Genomic DNA, 14,783 nt, shown 5'->3' with positions numbered 1-14,783 from the left:
GCCGAAGTGCCGTACCGCCGCTGTGCGTGGTGGGTGGGGCGGCGGTACGGCACTTCGGCGAAGGCACACGGGACACGCAGGGCACGCACAGCACGCAGGGCAGACACGGCGCAACAGCGGGGAGCCTCGTCGCCGCACCGGCAGGGGACCTCGTCGCATCACTGGCGTCACATGCGCCACAAGCCGCGCTCCGACCCCGCGGCTCACGCCGCTCACGCAGTCATCAGCCGTCTTCGCCGCTGCTTTCCACGAGGGCATACGGGGGGCGGCAGGCCTCCCGCGTGCCGACAGGAGGTCGGCCATGAAGGTCACCAGGGCTGCTCTGCCCTTTCTTCCGTTCTGCCAGCGTCTGCTGCCGGGCCGGCTGGCGGGACTCTCGCTGGCGCTTCTGAAGGCCACCGCCCTGGAGATCGCGATTCTGGCCGGGCATCTCCTCCTCTATCCCTCCGGCATCACCCAAGAGCGTCGGGCCCCCGCCCCGGCGCTCCTGGGTGATGCCGCCCAACTGCCCACGGAGGCCAAGCCCCCGGTCGTCCTGCTGCACGGCTTCATCGACAACCGCTCGGTCTTCGTCCTGCTGCGCCGCAGTCTCGCCCAGCACGGCAGGCAGCAGATCGAGTCCCTCAACTACTCGCCGCTCACCTGCGACATACGTGCCGCGGCCGAGCTGCTCGGCCGTCATATAGAGGAGGTCTGCGAGCGCACCGGAGCCCAGCAGGTCGACGTCGTAGGGCACAGCCTCGGCGGCCTGATAGCCCGTTACTACGTGCAACGGCTCGGCGGCGACACGCGGGTGCGGACCCTCGTGACACTCGGCACGCCGCATTCGGGCACCCGGGTGGCGCCCCTGGCCGACGCGCACCCCATCGTGCGCCAGATGCGCCCCGGCTCACCGGTGCTCGAGGAGCTCACGCGGCCGGCCCCGGGCTGCCGTACGCACTTCGTCAGCTTCTGGAGCGATCTGGACCACGTGATGGACCCGCTGGAGACGGCCTGTATCGACCATCCCGATCTGACGGTGCAGAACGTGCGGGTGACCGGCATCGGTCATCTCGCCCTGCCCGTGCACCCCGCCGTCGCCAACGGAATACGGCAGGTTCTCGACACGGCCCACGAGGGTGAACCCTCCGTCGGCCGGACCGGCGGTCTCACGGTGGCCTGAGACTCGTCATACAGCCGGCACACAGCGCCGAAGCACCGATCAGCCTCGAACAAACCTCGAACACAGGGCCAAGTCCGTGCCCGCAGTCCGCCAAAACACGGCCGAATGCCCGTTTCCTGCGCGCGCGAAACCTGCCGAAGATTGTCGTGCCCGCGTACCGCCGGGTACAGTCGCCGCACTGCTCTGGCAGCCCCTGTTGTCGAGGCGAAAGAGAAGTTGGTGAACGACCGTCACCCGTCGGGGACCATGCCCCCGGCTCCGGCTTCCGACGCCGACTCGGCGCACTACGCGTCGTACGGCACCCAGGAAGCCCAGTACGGCGACTTCACCACGTACGGCGACTACGCCGCCACAGGATTTGACACTACCGGTACGGACGGCACCGGTTTTGAGGCCACCGGCCACACCACCGCGACGTTCGCCACCGACCCCCTCTTCGGCGACATGCCGGGAAGCGGCCACGACACGGGCACGTACGACACCGGCCACTGGCCCACCGGCACGCACGAGAACCCGCACTACGACGCGTACGCGGCCCAGCACCACGCCGCCTACGACACGGGCGTCTACGACACGACGTCCTGGTCGGCCCCCCAGCAGCCGCTCTCGGTCATCCCGTCGCAGGCCACCTCCCCGGACAGCACCGGGCAGTGGGACACCGGTGCGTGGCTCCAGCCCGACCAGTCCGGCAATCCGGCCGACCAGACCCAGCAGTGGGAATGGGGGACCCAGGCCTTCGACACCGGTGCCTACGACGCCACGCAGTGGAACACCGACGGGGCAGGCGCCCCGGCCCCCGACGCGTACGAGCAGCACGGCGAAACCTTCGAGCAGCACGAGACGGCGACGTTCGAGCAGGTCGCCTACGACGAAGGCGACGGGGCCGCCTACCACGACCCCGCCCCGGACGGCGGCGAGCCGACCGCCACCGGCGAACTGCCCACCGTGGCCCCGCTCCTGGACGGCCAGGAAGAGGCGGGCCCGCGCGCCGGCTCACGGGCGGCCGCGCGCGCCGGGTCCCGTTCCCGCCGCCGTACGCCGCCCAAGCGCTCGGCGCTGCTGACCATCGCGGTGCCCTCGGCGTGTGTGATGGGCGTCGCGGGGATCGCCGCCGCCTCCGTCGGCACCTTCACCGACGACGGCGCCGCCGAGGCGCAGACGACCGCGGCGGACGCGCAGCCGGTGAAACCGGTCGCCGCGAACAACAAGCTGGACACGCAGCTCCAGAGCCTCTCCGCCGGCGCCGACGACTTCGCCGACCGGGCCAGCCGTACGCAGGAGCGCATCGACCTCAAGGCCCAGCAGGCGGCCGAGCGCAGGCGCGCGGCGCAGGAGGCGGCCCGCAAGGAGCGGCTGCGCCCCAAGTTCGCCCTGCCGGTCGCCCGGCACGGACTCAGCGCCTACTACGGCCAGTCCGGCATCAACTGGATGTCCCTGCACACCGGCATCGACTTCCCCGTCTCGTACGGCACGACCGTGATGGCCGCGACCGACGGCACCGTCCGCACGCAGTGGAACAGCGCGTACGGCAACATGCTGATCCTCACCGCGAAGGACGGCACGGAGACGTGGTACTGCCACCTCTCCACCTACACGGTCCCCTCCGGTACGAGCGTGAAGGCCGGCGATCCGATCGCGCGCTCCGGCAACTCGGGCAACTCGACCGGCCCTCATCTGCACTTCGAGGTGCGCCCGGCCGGCGGCTCGGCGATCGACCCGCTCCCGTGGCTGCGCAGCCACGGCATCGACCCGACGTAACGTCCCGGCAGCCCCCGCCCGTCGAGCGAACGGGGGCTGATCCCCTACGGCTACAGCTTCTCCACCGGCGCGTACCGCAGCAGCAGTCGCTTCGGCTTGGTGTCCCCGAAGTCGATGGTCGCCTCGGCGTTCCCGCCCGTGCCCTTCACCGCCACGACCGTGCCGAGCCCGAACTGGTCGTGCGTGACCCGGTCCCCGACCGCCAGGGAGACGACCGGCTTCTCGGAGGTCCGGCGCGTGGCGAAACCGGACGCGCCCGACGCCGACGAACGGGAGCGGGACGACGACAGCGAGGCCGCCACCCCGGAGACCGGGCCGGAGGACGCGGGCGCGGTGGCTCCCGTCCGCTTCCACTCCACGTAGGCCGGCGGGATCTCCTCCAGGAAGCGGGAGGGCGGGTTGTACGACGGCTGACCCCAGGCGCTGCGCAGGGTGGACCGCGTCAGATACAGGCGCTCCCGCGCGCGCGTGATGCCGACGTACGCCAGGCGCCGCTCCTCCTCCAGCTCCTTGGTCTGGCCGAGGGCGCGCATGTGCGGGAAGACGCCGTCCTCCATGCCGGTCAGGAAGACGACCGGGAACTCCAACCCCTTGGCGGTGTGCAGGGTCATCAGCGTGATGACGCCGTCGCCGTCCTCCTCGTCGGGGATCTGGTCGGAGTCGGCGACCAGCGCGACCTGTTCGAGGAAGTCGGCCAGCGTGCCCCCCGGGGCGGCAGCCCCGGGCGTCTCCGCGCCCTCGCCGCGCTCCTGCTCGAACTCCATGGCGACGGCGGCGAGTTCCTGGAGGTTCTCGATCCGGGTCTCGTCCTGCGGGTCGGTGGAGGCCTGCAGCTCGGCGAGGTACCCGGTGCGTTCCAGGACGGCCTCCAGCACCGTGGCCGGTCCGGCGCCGGACTCGACGATCGTGCGGAGGTCCTCCATCAGCGTGTTGAACCGCTTGACGGCGTTGGTGGAGCGCGCGGCCATACCGTACGCCTCGTCGACGCGCTTGAGCGCCTGCGGGAAGCTGATCTTCTCCCGCTGGGACAGGGCGTCGATCATCGCCTCGGCGCGGTCGCCGATGCCCCGCTTGGGGACGTTGAGGATCCGGCGCAGCGGCACCGAGTCCTCCGGGTTGGCCAGCACGCGCAGGTAGGCCAGGACGTCCCGGACCTCCTTGCGCTCGTAGAAGCGGACGCCGCCGACGACCTTGTAGGGCAGGCCGACGCGGATGAAGACCTCTTCGAAGACACGGGACTGGGCGTTGGTGCGGTAGAAGACGGCGACGTCGCCGGCCTTGGCCTCGCCGGCGTCCGTGAGGCGGTCTATCTCGTCGGCGACGAACTGCGCCTCGTCGTGCTCGGTGTCGGCGACGTAGCCGGTGATCGTGGCGCCCGCGCCGGCGTTGGTCCACAGGTTCTTGGGGCGGCGGGACTCGTTGCGCTCGATGACCGCGTTGGCCGCGCTGAGGATCGTCTGGGTGGAGCGGTAGTTCTGCTCCAGCAGGATCGTCGTCGCGTCCGGGTAGTCCTCCTCGAACTGGAGGATGTTGCGGATCGTTGCGCCGCGGAAGGCGTAGATCGACTGGTCGGCGTCACCCACGACGCACAGCTCGGCGGGCGGGACCTCGGCCTCGGGCGGTACGTCGACGGGGTGCTCGGAGGTGCCGACGAGCTCCCGGACGAGGGCGTACTGGGCGTGGTTGGTGTCCTGGTACTCGTCCACCAGCACGTGGCGGAAGCGGCGGCGGTAGTGCTCGGCGACGTCCGGGAAGGCGCGCAGCAGGTTGACCGTCGTCATGATCAGGTCGTCGAAGTCGAGGGCGTTCGCCTCGCGCAGCCGCGACTGGTACATCGCGTAGGCCTGGGCGAGGGTCTTCTCGAAGCCGTCCGTGGCCTGGGCGGCGAAGTCCTCCTCGTCGATCAGCTCGTTCTTCAGGTTGCTGATCTTGGCGCTGAAGGACTTCGGCGGGAAGCGCTTGGGGTCGAGGTCCAGGTCGCGGCAGACCAGGGCCATCAGGCGCTTGGAGTCGGCGGCGTCGTAGATCGAGAACGAGGACGTGAAGCCGAGCTTCTTGCTCTCGCGGCGCAGGATGCGCACGCACGCGCTGTGGAAGGTCATCACCCACATCGCGTTGGCCCGGGGGCCGACGAGCTGCTCGACGCGCTCCTTCATCTCGCCGGCGGCCTTGTTGGTGAAGGTGATCGCGAGGATCTGACCCGGGTGCACGCCCCGCTCGGCGAGCAGGTGGGCGATGCGGTGCGTGAGCACGCGGGTCTTGCCGGAGCCGGCGCCGGCCACGATGAGCAGCGGGTAGCCGGAGTGGACGACGGCGGCGCGCTGGTTGTCGTTCAGCCCCTCCAGGAGCGCGGCGGTGTCCACCGGCGGGCGCGGGGCGCCGTCGCGGTAGTAGGCCTCCCGGTCCGGGGGCACGTCGAACTTCCCGCCGAACAGATCGTCCGGAACCGGCTCCGGTACGTGATCGTCCTCGGGTGGCGGCGGGGGCTCGTCCGCGGGGCCCCGCTGGGCCTGGAGGTCCGCCAGGAAGCTGTCGTCAAAGAGGCTGCTCATCGCTCTCCGAGTCTAGGGCGCCCCACTGACAGCCCGCCGCCGCCCTGAGAACATCGCCGAAAGGCCCCCCTCGTCACCCTGCATCCCCGCATGATCACGGCCTGCTACCGACGTCACAATCATGGACGACTCGTGACCAACCACCCTTGACCGGTCACTCTCGGCGACGCTCCGGGATAAGGTCACGAAAATGTATCGGGCATATCACCCATCAACCTTCACAAGGGCCACACGAGTTGGCTACCGTGCGGGCAGGCCGCACGACCCCCACCGGCGAACGTCGCCGGGCCGCGCGGCCTCCGCCGAGTCCGGTGTGCCGCAGCGGCAGCCGGAGCCGGGGACCCAACCGAGAACTCTGGGGTGAATCGGCCCGACTCCCTTCGCGGAGACGGCCGTAGGGCAACCCTTCCGATATACCCGCCCGAACCCGACAGCTAACCCGGTAGGCGGAGCATGGAAGGAGTCGCCTCCCTTGGCGTCGCACCGCAAGTCGCGTCCCGCTGGTACGCGCGTCGCAGGCATACGGACCCCCGCCCTGGCAACAGCGGCCCTCACATCCGTCGCCCTGCTGTCCCAGTCGGCCAACGCCGCCCCCGAGGCCGACGACAAGCCGAGTCTCGAGGAAGTCGAGAAGAAGGTCGACGACCTGTACCGCCAGGCCGAGTCGGCGACCGACAAGTACAACTCGGCCAAGGAGAAGACCACCAAGCAGCGCAAACGCGTCGACACCCTCCTCGACGACGTCGCCCAGCGCACCCAGAAGCTCAACGAGGCACGGGAGGAACTCGGTTCCTTCGCCGCCGCCCAGTACCGCACCGGTGCCTCCGCCCCGGACACGGCGACGTTCCTGCTCGCGGACACCCCGCAGGACTACTTCGACCAGAGCCAGCTGATGGACCGGATGACCGGCCGTCAGAAGGTCGCGGTCGACGACTACGTCACCCAGCAGTCCGAGACGATGAAGAAGCGCCAGGAGGCCACCGAGAGCCTCGAGACGCTCACCGAGACGCAGGGCGACCTGAAGACGGCCAAGGCCACCGTCCAGCGGAAGCTCGCCGACGCGCGCGACCTGCTGTCGAAGCTGACCGCCGAGGAGAAGGCACGGCTCGCGGCGATCGAGCGGGAGAAGCAGCAGGAGGCCGCCCGCAAGGCCGCCGAGCTGGCCCGGCAGCAGGCCGCGCAGCAGCAGGCGCAGGAGCAGGCCGCCCAGCAGCAGGACAGCGGCTCCTCGTCGACGGGCTCCGGCTCGTCCACCTCGACGGCCCCGGCCGACTCCTCGTACGCCACCAAGGCCGAGAAGGCGCTCGCCTTCGCCCGCGCCCAGGTCGGCAAGCCGTACGTCTGGGGCGCCGTCGGCCCCGGTTCCTACGACTGCTCCGGCCTCACCCAGGCCGCCTGGAAGGCCGCGGGCGTCACCCTGCCGCGCACGACCTACGACCAGGTCAACGCCGGCACCACGGTCTCCCTGGCCGACGCCCAGCCCGGTGACCTGGTCTTCTTCTACGACGACGTCACTCACGTCGGCATCTACATCGGCAACGGCATGATGATCCACGCCCCGAAGCCCGGCACCTATGTGCGCGAGGAGTCGATCTACTACGACGGCCAGTCGGCGATCCACAGCGTGGTGCGGCCGGCCTGAGGGCCGTACGTCATGGAGGGCACGCGCGCGTGAGGGTGCTCTCGCGTTTTTGAGGCGCCCGCGCGCGTGCCCCGCTCACAACGCGCGCGGGGCCTCCTAGCATCGGGCCCATGCCCGGCCCCTCCCCCTCCACCGCCTGGTGGGCGCAGCGCGCGCCGTCCGCCAGCGCCGCCGTGCTGACGACCGGCACCCTGTCCGTCGGTCTCGATCTGGCGGGGTACGGCGTCCTCTCCCGTGTCGCCCTCGGCTTGGCCTGCGCGGCCTGGCTGATGCTCGCCGTGGACTTCACCCTGCGGCTGCTGCTGGCCGGCACGAAGTTGCGGTCGTACGCGGGGATGCCGGGCCTCGTGGACACCGTGGCGACGGCCGCCCTCACCACCGTGGCGGCGACGGCCGTCCTGGGCACCGGCTTCTCGGCGGTCGGCTCGCAGGCTCTGGCCGCGGCCCTGCTGGTGCTGGCCCTCCTGCTCTGGCCTGTGGCGCTGGCCCGCCCCGCGCAGGACGGGGGGCGGCGCAGGCCCGGGACGGTGTTCGCGCGCTGCATGGCCACGCAGGGGCTCGCCGTGCTCGGCGCCACACTCGCCGCCACCGAGTCGGCCGCCTGGCTCGCCCACGCGGCGCTGGTGCTGTTCTGGCTGGGGCTCGCGCTGTACGTCCTCGCCCTGGCCCGTTTCGACCCGCGGCAGGTGGCCGAGGGGCGAGGCGACCACTGGTTCGTGGCCGGGGCGCTCGCCCTCTCGGCGCTGGCCGGGGCGCGGCTGATCAGTTCCGACAGTGCGCGCCTGCACCTGTGGAACGTCGACGACCGCGGCACCCTGCGCAACGTGACCGTCGTGCTCCTCGTCCTCACACTGGCCGGTTGCGCCGTCCTGCTCGCCGCCGAGTTCCTGCGGCCCCGGCCCCGCACCGACATCCGCCGCTGGGCGACCGTGTTCACCTGGGCCAAGACGGCGACGGCGGCACTGGCCGTCGCCGCCGCCCTCGACGTCTCCTGGCTCGACGGGCTGGGGGAGGTACTGCTGTGGGTCTCGGTGGCCGCGTGGCTCGGGGTCGCCGCCTGGGCGGTCGCCTCGGCCCGGGCCTACGCCGTGCCCGGCCGGGTCAGGTCCAGAGCACGGCGATGAAGACGTTGGCCGTGGTCAGTGCCCCGACCAGGCCGAACAGGCCTTTGTCCACCTTCTCGTCATCCCGCTTCACGTAGACCAGGCCGAGGATCACGATCAGCAGGGCCAGCTTGACGCCGATCTTTATGTTGTTCACGGACTGGTCGTCGGCCTGGTTGAGGCCGACCAGGATCACACCGGTGACCAGCATCGTCAGCGCGCCGTGCAGCATCGCGGGGGTGTAGCGGGCGGTGCCCTCGCCCATCGCCTTCATCTGGGTGAGGAAACCGCCCAGGAGGGAGGCGATGCCGATGATGTGGAGACCGACGAAGAGGTGGATGAGTACGTCCATGAGGCCGGAGCCTAATCAGGGCCTCCACAGCCGCCCGACACCGGCCCGTCGGATGCATATATGCGCCCCATAGCACCCGTCCGCCGCCCCACGCCCCAGGATTCGGCGCATCGGTCATCACGCTGAGTCAAGCCGACGGCAGTGAGAAGCGACCACGGTCGCATACGGTCACCGCCGGTCCTCTCGGGACACTTCCGCACACCCGCCACCGGGCCGCCGCGGCGAGGTTTAGCGTCCTCCCCCAGGTGCCCGGCTCCCCACCGCCGCCCGGGCCAGGGGCGGCAGTCGGACACCACCGCCGAGAAGGTCCGGCGGCGGTCCGCTCCCCCTGTGCGGGCCGCCGCCGGACGCGCAGGCCGCCCGTCCGCTCCCCCTGGCGGCCGTACGCACCCGTCGGCGGTCGCAGGAAAGGACGTGGAACCCAGGTGGCAGCGCACCGCAAGCCCCGCCGGCGCTCCGCGAGCGGCAACACGGCCCGTACGGCCGCCACGATCGCCCTCGCGGGCGCGGCGACCGCCACGGGCTTCGACGGCACCGGACACGCCGAACCCGAGCTCACCCCGAGCCAGGTCAAGGCCAAGGTGGACGAGCTGTACCAGGAAGCGGAGGTCGCCACCGAGAAGTACAACGGCGCGAAGGAGAAGGCCGAGGCGGCCGGACAGCGGCTGAAGGACCTCCAGGATCAGGCGGCCCGCAAGGAGGAGCGGCTCAACTCCGCCCGCGAGGCGCTGGGTTCGGTCGCCGCCGCCCAGTACCGCGGGGGCGGTCTCGACCCCGCGCTCCAGCTCGTCCTGTCCGACGACCCCGACCGGTACCTCGACAACGCCGAGTTCGTCGAGCGGGCCGGAAACCGGCAGCAGGCCGATGTCGCGCGCGTACGCCGGCAGCTCCGGGAGATCGAACAGCTGCGCGGGGCCGCCCACATCGAGCTGACCTCCCTGAGATCCCGGCAGACGGAGCTGAGACGGCACAAGAAGACGATCACCGGCAAGCTGGGCTCCGCGCGTCAGCTGCTGTCCCGGCTCACCGTGCAGGAACGTGCCCTCATCGGGGACACGAGGGGCACGGACCGCGCCTCACGCTCCTCGACGGGTGCGCGTGACCGCCTGACCGCCCCCGGGTCCGTCAGCGCGCAGGCGCCCAACTCCCGCGCGGCCGCCGCCGTGTCCTACGCCTACCAGAAGCTCGGCAGCCCCTACGTCTGGGGCGCGACCGGGCCTGATGCCTTCGACTGCTCGGGCCTCGTCCAGGCCGCGTACCGCTCCGCGGGCGTCTCCCTGCCCCGCACGACGTACTCCCAGATCGACGCGGGCCGCCGCGTCTCCCGCTCCGAACTGCTCCCCGGGGACCTGGTGTTCTTCTACGCCGGTATCAGTCACGTCGGCATCTATGTGGGCAACGGCCGGATGATCCACGCCCCGAATGCCTCCGCCCCGGTCCGGGTCGCCCCGCTCGACGAGATGCCGTTCACGGGGGCGACCCGGGTGGTCTGACCAGGGCGGCACCGGGGTCACACCAGCCGGCGGGCCGTCGCCCAGCGCGTCAGCTCGTGCCGGTTGGAGAGCTGGAGCTTGCGGAGGACCGCCGAGACATGCGACTCGACCGTCTTCACGGAGATGAACAACTGCTTGGCGATCTCCTTGTACGCGTATCCCCGGGCGATGAGCCGCAGCACCTCGCGCTCGCGCTGGGTGAGGCGGTCCAGGTCCTCGTCGACGGGCGGCGCGTCCGTGGAGGCGAAGGCGTCGAGGACGAACCCGGCCAGCCGCGGGGAGAAGACCGCGTCGCCCTCCTGGACACGGAAGACGGAGTCCACGAGGTCCGTACCGGTGATCGTCTTGGTGACGTACCCGCGGGCCCCGCCGCGGATCACGCCGATCACGTCCTCGGCGGCGTCCGACACGGACAGCGCCAGGAAACGGACGGGCTGCTCGGCGTCGGCCATCAACGGGGCGCAGCGGCGCAGCACTTCGACACCGCCGCCACCGGGCAGGTGCACGTCGAGGAGGACCACCTCGGGCCGGGTCGCGGTGATGACCGTGACCGCCTGGTCGACGTCCGCGGCCTCGCCGACGACCTCGACACCGGTCTGCTCGGTCTGGCCGATCTCGGCCTGGACCCCCGTACGGAACATGCGGTGGTCGTCGACGAGGACCACGCGCACACGACGCCCGCCAGTGCCGCCGTCCGACTCCGCGGGCCCGGCCGCCTCCGCCGATCCCGCCGTTCCGTTCGCCTCGGTCGGGTCGCTCATGACGTCTTCTCCGCCCTCTCCATCTCCAGCTCGACCTCCGTGCCGCCGTCCGGCACCGCGCGCAGCCGCGCCGTACCGCCGTTGCGCTCCATGCGGCCGATGATCGATTCTCTGACACCCATCCGGTCGGCGGGTATCGAGTCGAGGTCGAAGCCGGGGCCGCGGTCCCGGACGGACACGAAGACCGTCGTCCCCTCGACCTCGGCGAAGACCTGTACGGCTCCGCCCTCGCCACCGTACTTGGCGGCGTTCACCATTGCTTCGCGCGCGGCCTGCATCTGTGCGCTGATTCTCTCGTCGAGCGGGCAGTCGCCCACGACCACGACCTCGATGGGCACGCCGTGCTTGTCCTCCACCTCGGCCGCGTTGCGCCGCACGGCGTCGGCGAGGGTGGTGGGTTCGTCGGCCTCGTCCTTGCCGGTGCCCTCCGGCTTGTACAGCCAGGTGCGCAGGTCGCGCTCCTGGGCGCGGGCGAGGCGGCGCACCTCGCTCGCGTTCTCCGCGTTGCGCTGGATCAGGGTGAGGGTGTGCAGCACCGAGTCGTGCACATGGGCGGCGACCTCCGCGCGCTCCTGGGCACGGATGCGCATCAGCCGCTCCTCGGAGAGGTCCTGCGTCATGCGCACCAGATACGGTCCGGCGAGAAGCGTTATCCCCACGAGGACCGCGAGGGCCGCCTGGAGGACGGAGCCGAGGTGGGCGGCGGAGCCCTGCAGGACGAAGATGCCGGAGACGCCGGCCGTCACCAGCAGCACACCGCCCACCGAGCGCAGCAGCGTGACCGTGCGCCGGCGGCGGCCGACCTCGGCCCAGCGGGCCCGGCGGGCGTTGTCCGCCTGCCGCCAGACCAGGGCGACGCCCGCGCCGACGAGCACCGTCGGCCAGAGATACGCCCTGGCCCCGCCGCTGAGGTTCACATTGCCCACGAACACCATGGCCACGACGACCATGAGGAGCAGGGCCACGATCTGGCCCTTGTCGGGCCTGCGGGCGACGAGTCTGCGGCGGCCGTCGGGCGAGGTCTCCGAGGCGACCGGCGACGGCGGCTTCTGTGCCTCGACGCCGCCGACGCCGAGCGGGACGAAGAACCAGAACGCGGCGTACAGCAGCGCACCGAGGCCGTCGGCCATGAACAGGCCGATGAAGACGAGCCGTACCCAGATCACGGGCAGCCCGAGGTGACCGGCGAGCCCTCGCGCCACACCACCGAGCCAGCGTCCGTCACTGCTGCGGTAGAGCTTGCGCGGCGGCCGCGGTTCGGCGAGTGGCGCTGCTGCGGCTTCCGACATGCCATTGATGGTCACACGGCCGGCAGGCCGGAGCATCAGGGTCGGCCCCGGAGACTCCCCTGATCTCCGGGCCCGGGCCTTCGAACGCTTCCCGAGCCGTCCCTCAGGGCCGATATCAGGGTCGGGCCAGGGTCATTCCGGCTGCCGCAGCGCCGCCGCGCCCGTCACCATGGACCCATGACCGATCACGAGCACGCCGCGACGGGTCCGGGACCCGGCTCCGGCCCGCGCCCCGCACCGGGCGCCGGGCCGCAGGATGCCGCGCCCGCCGCGGACGCCGGCTCCCCCGCGCCCCCGCGCGGGCACGGGCCCGCGGGGGCGGGAGAACAGAAGGGAACCACGCCCGGCGCGGCCGGTCCCGCCGGGGAAGCCGCCCCGCCCGGACCGCCGCACAGGTTCCGGCGCGACCGCCGCAACAAGGCCCTGGCCGGCGTCTGCGCCGGGCTCGGGCGGCAGTGCGACATGGACCCGGTGATCTTCCGGATCACCCTCGCGGTGCTCTCCGCCACCGGCGGCATCGGCCTCCTCTTCTACGGCTTCGCCTGGCTCGTCGTGCCGTACGACGACGAGGACGAGAACGAGGTGCGCAAGCTGCTGACCGGCCGCGTCGACGGCCAGGCCCTGACGGCGGTGCTGTTCGCGCTGGTCGGCTGCGGCGTGTTCCTGACGATGCTGAACAACGGCGGGGTGCTGACCTTCGCCGTCGTCCTCTCCCTCCTCCTCGCGGGCGCCGGCTACTGGTCGCGCCAGCGCGGCGCCCCCAGCCCCGATCCCCTGGCCGCCCAGGCCGCCGCCGACGCCCCGCCCGAACCCCAGGCGCCGCCGGTGTACATCACCTACCCGTCCTGGTGGCGCGACCCCATCGTCAAGGACGGCACCCACATCGGCGGCACGGGCTATCTCTGGGGCCCGCGCGACACCCGCGACCGGGACGTCGACGCGGCCATCAACATCAGCCTCGGCCCCCTGGCCGGCGACCGCGAGGACATACCCGCCCCGCGCACCCGGCCGCCCGCGCCGCGCGGCCCCCGCTGGATCGGCGGCTGGGTCTTCCTGTTGGCCCTGCTCGCGGGCGCCCTCGGCACGAGCCTGACCTGGGACCGGCACCCGCTCGGCACGAGCGTGCAGACCGGCCTGTCCTGTGCGCTCGCCGTTCTGGGCCTGGGCATAGCGGTCAGCGCCTTCCTGGGGCGGACCGGCGCCGGCTCGATCCTTCTGGCGATCATCACGGCCGGCCTGCTCGCCGGCTCGGCGGCACTGCCCAAGGACATCGGCACGCAGTGGACCCGCACCACCTGGCAGCCCACGACGGTGACAGACGTACACCGGCAGTACGAGCTGGGCACGGGCGTCGGCACCCTGGACCTGTCGAGGGTGGACGTGGACCGGGGCCAGACGGTCACGGCCCACGCCGACGTCGGCGTGGGCCGGGTGAAGGTGGTGGTGCCCGAGAGTGTGACCGTGCGGCTGAGCGTCGAGGTGGGGATCGGAGACCTCCAGCTGCCGGACGACGACCCGAAGGACGTGGACGTGAAACCGGGCCAGCACAAGGAGATGACCCTCTCCCCCGCCCAGGGCGTCAAGAAGTCGGGCACCATCGACCTGGATCTCCAGGTCGGCATGGGACAAGCGGAGGTGGCCCGTGCTGCGTCATGAACTCCAGCCCGGAAAGCTGGTCGCCGGCACCGTCCTCACCCTCGCGGGCGTCCTCTACGCCGGTGACGCGGGCGGCGCCTGGGAGACGCCGTGGTTCGCGGCGATACCCCTGGTCATGGGAGGGCTGTGCCTGGCCGGCGCGGTGGCGTTCCTGACGGGCCGGATACGCCGACGCCGGGCGTCGGGCCGTACCGGTGACGAGCCCGGCCCGGACATGGCCGCCTGACGACCGGCCACGCCCGCCGCGCGGCCCACGGGCCCTACCGGTAACCCCCTGTCCGCTGCCGTCGCCGCGACCGCAAGGCGGCGTCCACGGAGAGCAGGGGAGCGCCCGCGAGCACGAGGGGGATCCAGGCCATGAGGTAGGCGAGGTCGTTGCCGTAGTAGTACGGGTCGGAGGCCCAGCTCACGGTCAGCCACAGGCTGAGGGAGATCAGCATGCCGCCGAGCGCGGCCAGCCGGGCGAGCAGGCCGAGCAGGGTGCCGATGCCGACGGCGAGCTCGCCGAAGGCGATGGCGTAGCCGAAGCCGACGGGGCTCTTCAGCGAGAGGTCCACCAGGGCGGGGATGGCGGAGGAGTCGCGGACGGCGCGCATCATGTCGCCGATCGAGCCGGAACCGGAGTCCTTCATGAAGGCGCTGTCGGTGAGTTTGTCCAGGCCGGCGTAGATGAAGGTGACGCCGAGGAAGACCCGTAGGGGAAGGAGGGCGTAGCGGATGGCGGTGTCCCGCCAGTCTCCTCCGCTGCCGAAGTGGGGGGTGTGCGTGTCCGCTCTCATGCTGTGAGTCATCGCTGCTAGCCGCCTCTCGCCCGCCGGTGCCGAGACCCCCTCAACGACCATACGTACGACAAACCGAACCCACTCAATCCTGTGCGGCGGCTTTTTGTTACTGGGGCCAGGCAACCGCGTATCCAAGTGCTCGGCGTCGGCGCCGCTGCCGGACGGGTCCGCAACCCGGCGGAGCGGGGTGCCGCTGCGCCCACCCGTGCCGCCCCAGCGGCACGACTGCCCGC

12 protein-coding genes and 1 riboswitch are annotated in these 14,783 nt (G+C 71.6%); of the genes, 7 read left to right on the top strand and 5 right to left on the bottom strand.

Annotated features, from left to right (window positions below; genetic code table 11):
• Positions 1-301 precede the first annotated feature (301 nt).
• Both CCL05_RS21590 and CCL05_RS21585 read left to right on the top strand, forming a co-directional pair.
• Entirely contained in the window at positions 302-1,162 is an 861-nt protein-coding gene (locus CCL05_RS21590) for a lipase family alpha/beta hydrolase (RefSeq protein WP_086562132.1), read from the top strand.
• A 105-nt stretch (positions 1,163-1,267) separates the two neighbouring features.
• Positions 1,268-2,920 carry a M23 family metallopeptidase gene (locus CCL05_RS21585; RefSeq protein WP_086562131.1) on the top strand — a complete coding sequence of 551 codons (1,653 nt, stop codon included), beginning with the start codon at positions 1,268-1,270 and terminating at the stop codon, positions 2,918-2,920.
• Positions 2,921-2,970: 50 nt separating this feature from the next.
• On the opposite strand, the gene pcrA is transcribed toward CCL05_RS21585, so the two are convergent.
• Positions 2,971-5,472: a DNA helicase PcrA gene (pcrA, locus tag CCL05_RS21580; RefSeq protein ID WP_086562130.1), complete on the bottom strand. Its 2,502-nt coding sequence runs from the start codon at positions 5,470-5,472 to the stop codon at positions 2,971-2,973.
• A 290-nt stretch (positions 5,473-5,762) separates the two neighbouring features.
• A riboswitch (cyclic di-AMP (ydaO/yuaA leader) is annotated at positions 5,763-5,936 on the top strand.
• A gap of 8 nt (positions 5,937-5,944) precedes the next feature.
• Here pcrA and CCL05_RS21575 point away from each other — a divergent pair.
• Positions 5,945-7,114, top strand: coding sequence for a C40 family peptidase (locus CCL05_RS21575; RefSeq protein ID WP_086562129.1), 1,170 nt, complete (start codon positions 5,945-5,947; stop codon positions 7,112-7,114).
• 110 nt (positions 7,115-7,224) lie between these two features.
• Positions 7,225-8,238: an SLAC1 family transporter gene (locus CCL05_RS21570; protein ID WP_086562128.1), complete on the top strand. Its 1,014-nt coding sequence runs from the start codon at positions 7,225-7,227 to the stop codon at positions 8,236-8,238.
• On the opposite strand, the gene CCL05_RS21565 is transcribed toward CCL05_RS21570, so the two are convergent.
• The gene (locus tag CCL05_RS21565) at positions 8,216-8,569 is read right to left on the bottom strand and encodes a hypothetical protein (RefSeq protein WP_010036449.1); all 354 of its coding nucleotides are present in this window, start codon (positions 8,567-8,569) and stop codon (positions 8,216-8,218) included. The two genes, CCL05_RS21570 and CCL05_RS21565, sit on opposite strands and share 23 nt — an antisense overlap.
• 425 nt (positions 8,570-8,994) lie before the next feature.
• On the opposite strand from CCL05_RS21565, the gene CCL05_RS21560 reads away from it, so the two are divergent.
• Positions 8,995-10,062, top strand: a complete 1,068-nt coding sequence (locus CCL05_RS21560; RefSeq protein ID WP_086562127.1) for a C40 family peptidase — start codon at positions 8,995-8,997, stop codon at positions 10,060-10,062.
• A 17-nt stretch (positions 10,063-10,079) separates the two neighbouring features.
• On the opposite strand, the gene CCL05_RS21555 is transcribed toward CCL05_RS21560, so the two are convergent.
• On the bottom strand, positions 10,080-10,823 hold the full coding sequence (locus CCL05_RS21555) for a LuxR C-terminal-related transcriptional regulator (RefSeq protein ID WP_086562126.1): 744 nt from the start codon (positions 10,821-10,823) through the stop codon (positions 10,080-10,082).
• Complete coding sequence (locus CCL05_RS21550) at positions 10,820-12,112, bottom strand: ATP-binding protein (RefSeq protein ID WP_086562133.1); 1,293 nt, start codon at positions 12,110-12,112, stop codon at positions 10,820-10,822. Before CCL05_RS21550 ends, CCL05_RS21555 begins: the two co-directional genes overlap by 4 nt.
• Positions 12,113-12,289: 177 nt before the next feature.
• Here CCL05_RS21550 and CCL05_RS21545 point away from each other — a divergent pair, with 177 nt between their 5' ends.
• Both CCL05_RS21545 and CCL05_RS21540 read left to right on the top strand, forming a co-directional pair.
• On the top strand, positions 12,290-13,768 hold the full coding sequence (locus tag CCL05_RS21545) for a PspC domain-containing protein (protein WP_086562125.1): 1,479 nt from the start codon (positions 12,290-12,292) through the stop codon (positions 13,766-13,768).
• Positions 13,755-13,994, top strand: a complete 240-nt coding sequence (locus CCL05_RS21540) for a hypothetical protein (protein WP_086562124.1) — start codon at positions 13,755-13,757, stop codon at positions 13,992-13,994. Before CCL05_RS21545 ends, CCL05_RS21540 begins: the two co-directional genes overlap by 14 nt.
• Positions 13,995-14,028: 34 nt before the next feature.
• Here CCL05_RS21540 and CCL05_RS21535 read toward each other — a convergent pair whose 3' ends face one another.
• Positions 14,029-14,559, bottom strand: coding sequence for a DoxX family membrane protein (locus tag CCL05_RS21535; protein WP_086562123.1), 531 nt, complete (start codon positions 14,557-14,559; stop codon positions 14,029-14,031).
• Positions 14,560-14,783 lie beyond the last annotated feature (224 nt).

It is taken from the genome of Streptomyces africanus, assembly GCF_002150735.1.
GTDB lineage: Bacteria > Actinomycetota > Actinomycetes > Streptomycetales > Streptomycetaceae > Streptomyces > Streptomyces africanus.
The sequence above is the reverse complement of the archived record's forward strand: the minus strand, read 5'-3'. Positions and strand labels throughout refer to the sequence as shown.

Bases quoted from the DNA above. Each gene is read 5' to 3' on its own strand.
- CCL05_RS21545 (WP_086562125.1), top strand. From the start codon at position 12,290: ATGACCGATCACGAGCACGCCGCGACGGGTCCGGGACCCGGCTCCGGC.
- CCL05_RS21555 (WP_086562126.1), bottom strand. From the start codon at position 10,823: ATGAGCGACCCGACCGAGGCGAACGGAACGGCGGGATCGGCGGAGGCG.
- CCL05_RS21565 (WP_010036449.1), bottom strand. From the start codon at position 8,569: ATGGACGTACTCATCCACCTCTTCGTCGGTCTCCACATCATCGGCATC.
- CCL05_RS21570 (WP_086562128.1), top strand. From the start codon at position 7,225: ATGCCCGGCCCCTCCCCCTCCACCGCCTGGTGGGCGCAGCGCGCGCCG.
- CCL05_RS21585 (WP_086562131.1), top strand. From the start codon at position 1,268: ATGCCCGTTTCCTGCGCGCGCGAAACCTGCCGAAGATTGTCGTGCCCG.
- CCL05_RS21550 (WP_086562133.1), bottom strand. From the start codon at position 12,112: ATGTCGGAAGCCGCAGCAGCGCCACTCGCCGAACCGCGGCCGCCGCGC.
- pcrA (WP_086562130.1), bottom strand. From the start codon at position 5,472: ATGAGCAGCCTCTTTGACGACAGCTTCCTGGCGGACCTCCAGGCCCAG.
- CCL05_RS21590 (WP_086562132.1), top strand. From the start codon at position 302: ATGAAGGTCACCAGGGCTGCTCTGCCCTTTCTTCCGTTCTGCCAGCGT.
- CCL05_RS21535 (WP_086562123.1), bottom strand. From the start codon at position 14,559: ATGACTCACAGCATGAGAGCGGACACGCACACCCCCCACTTCGGCAGC.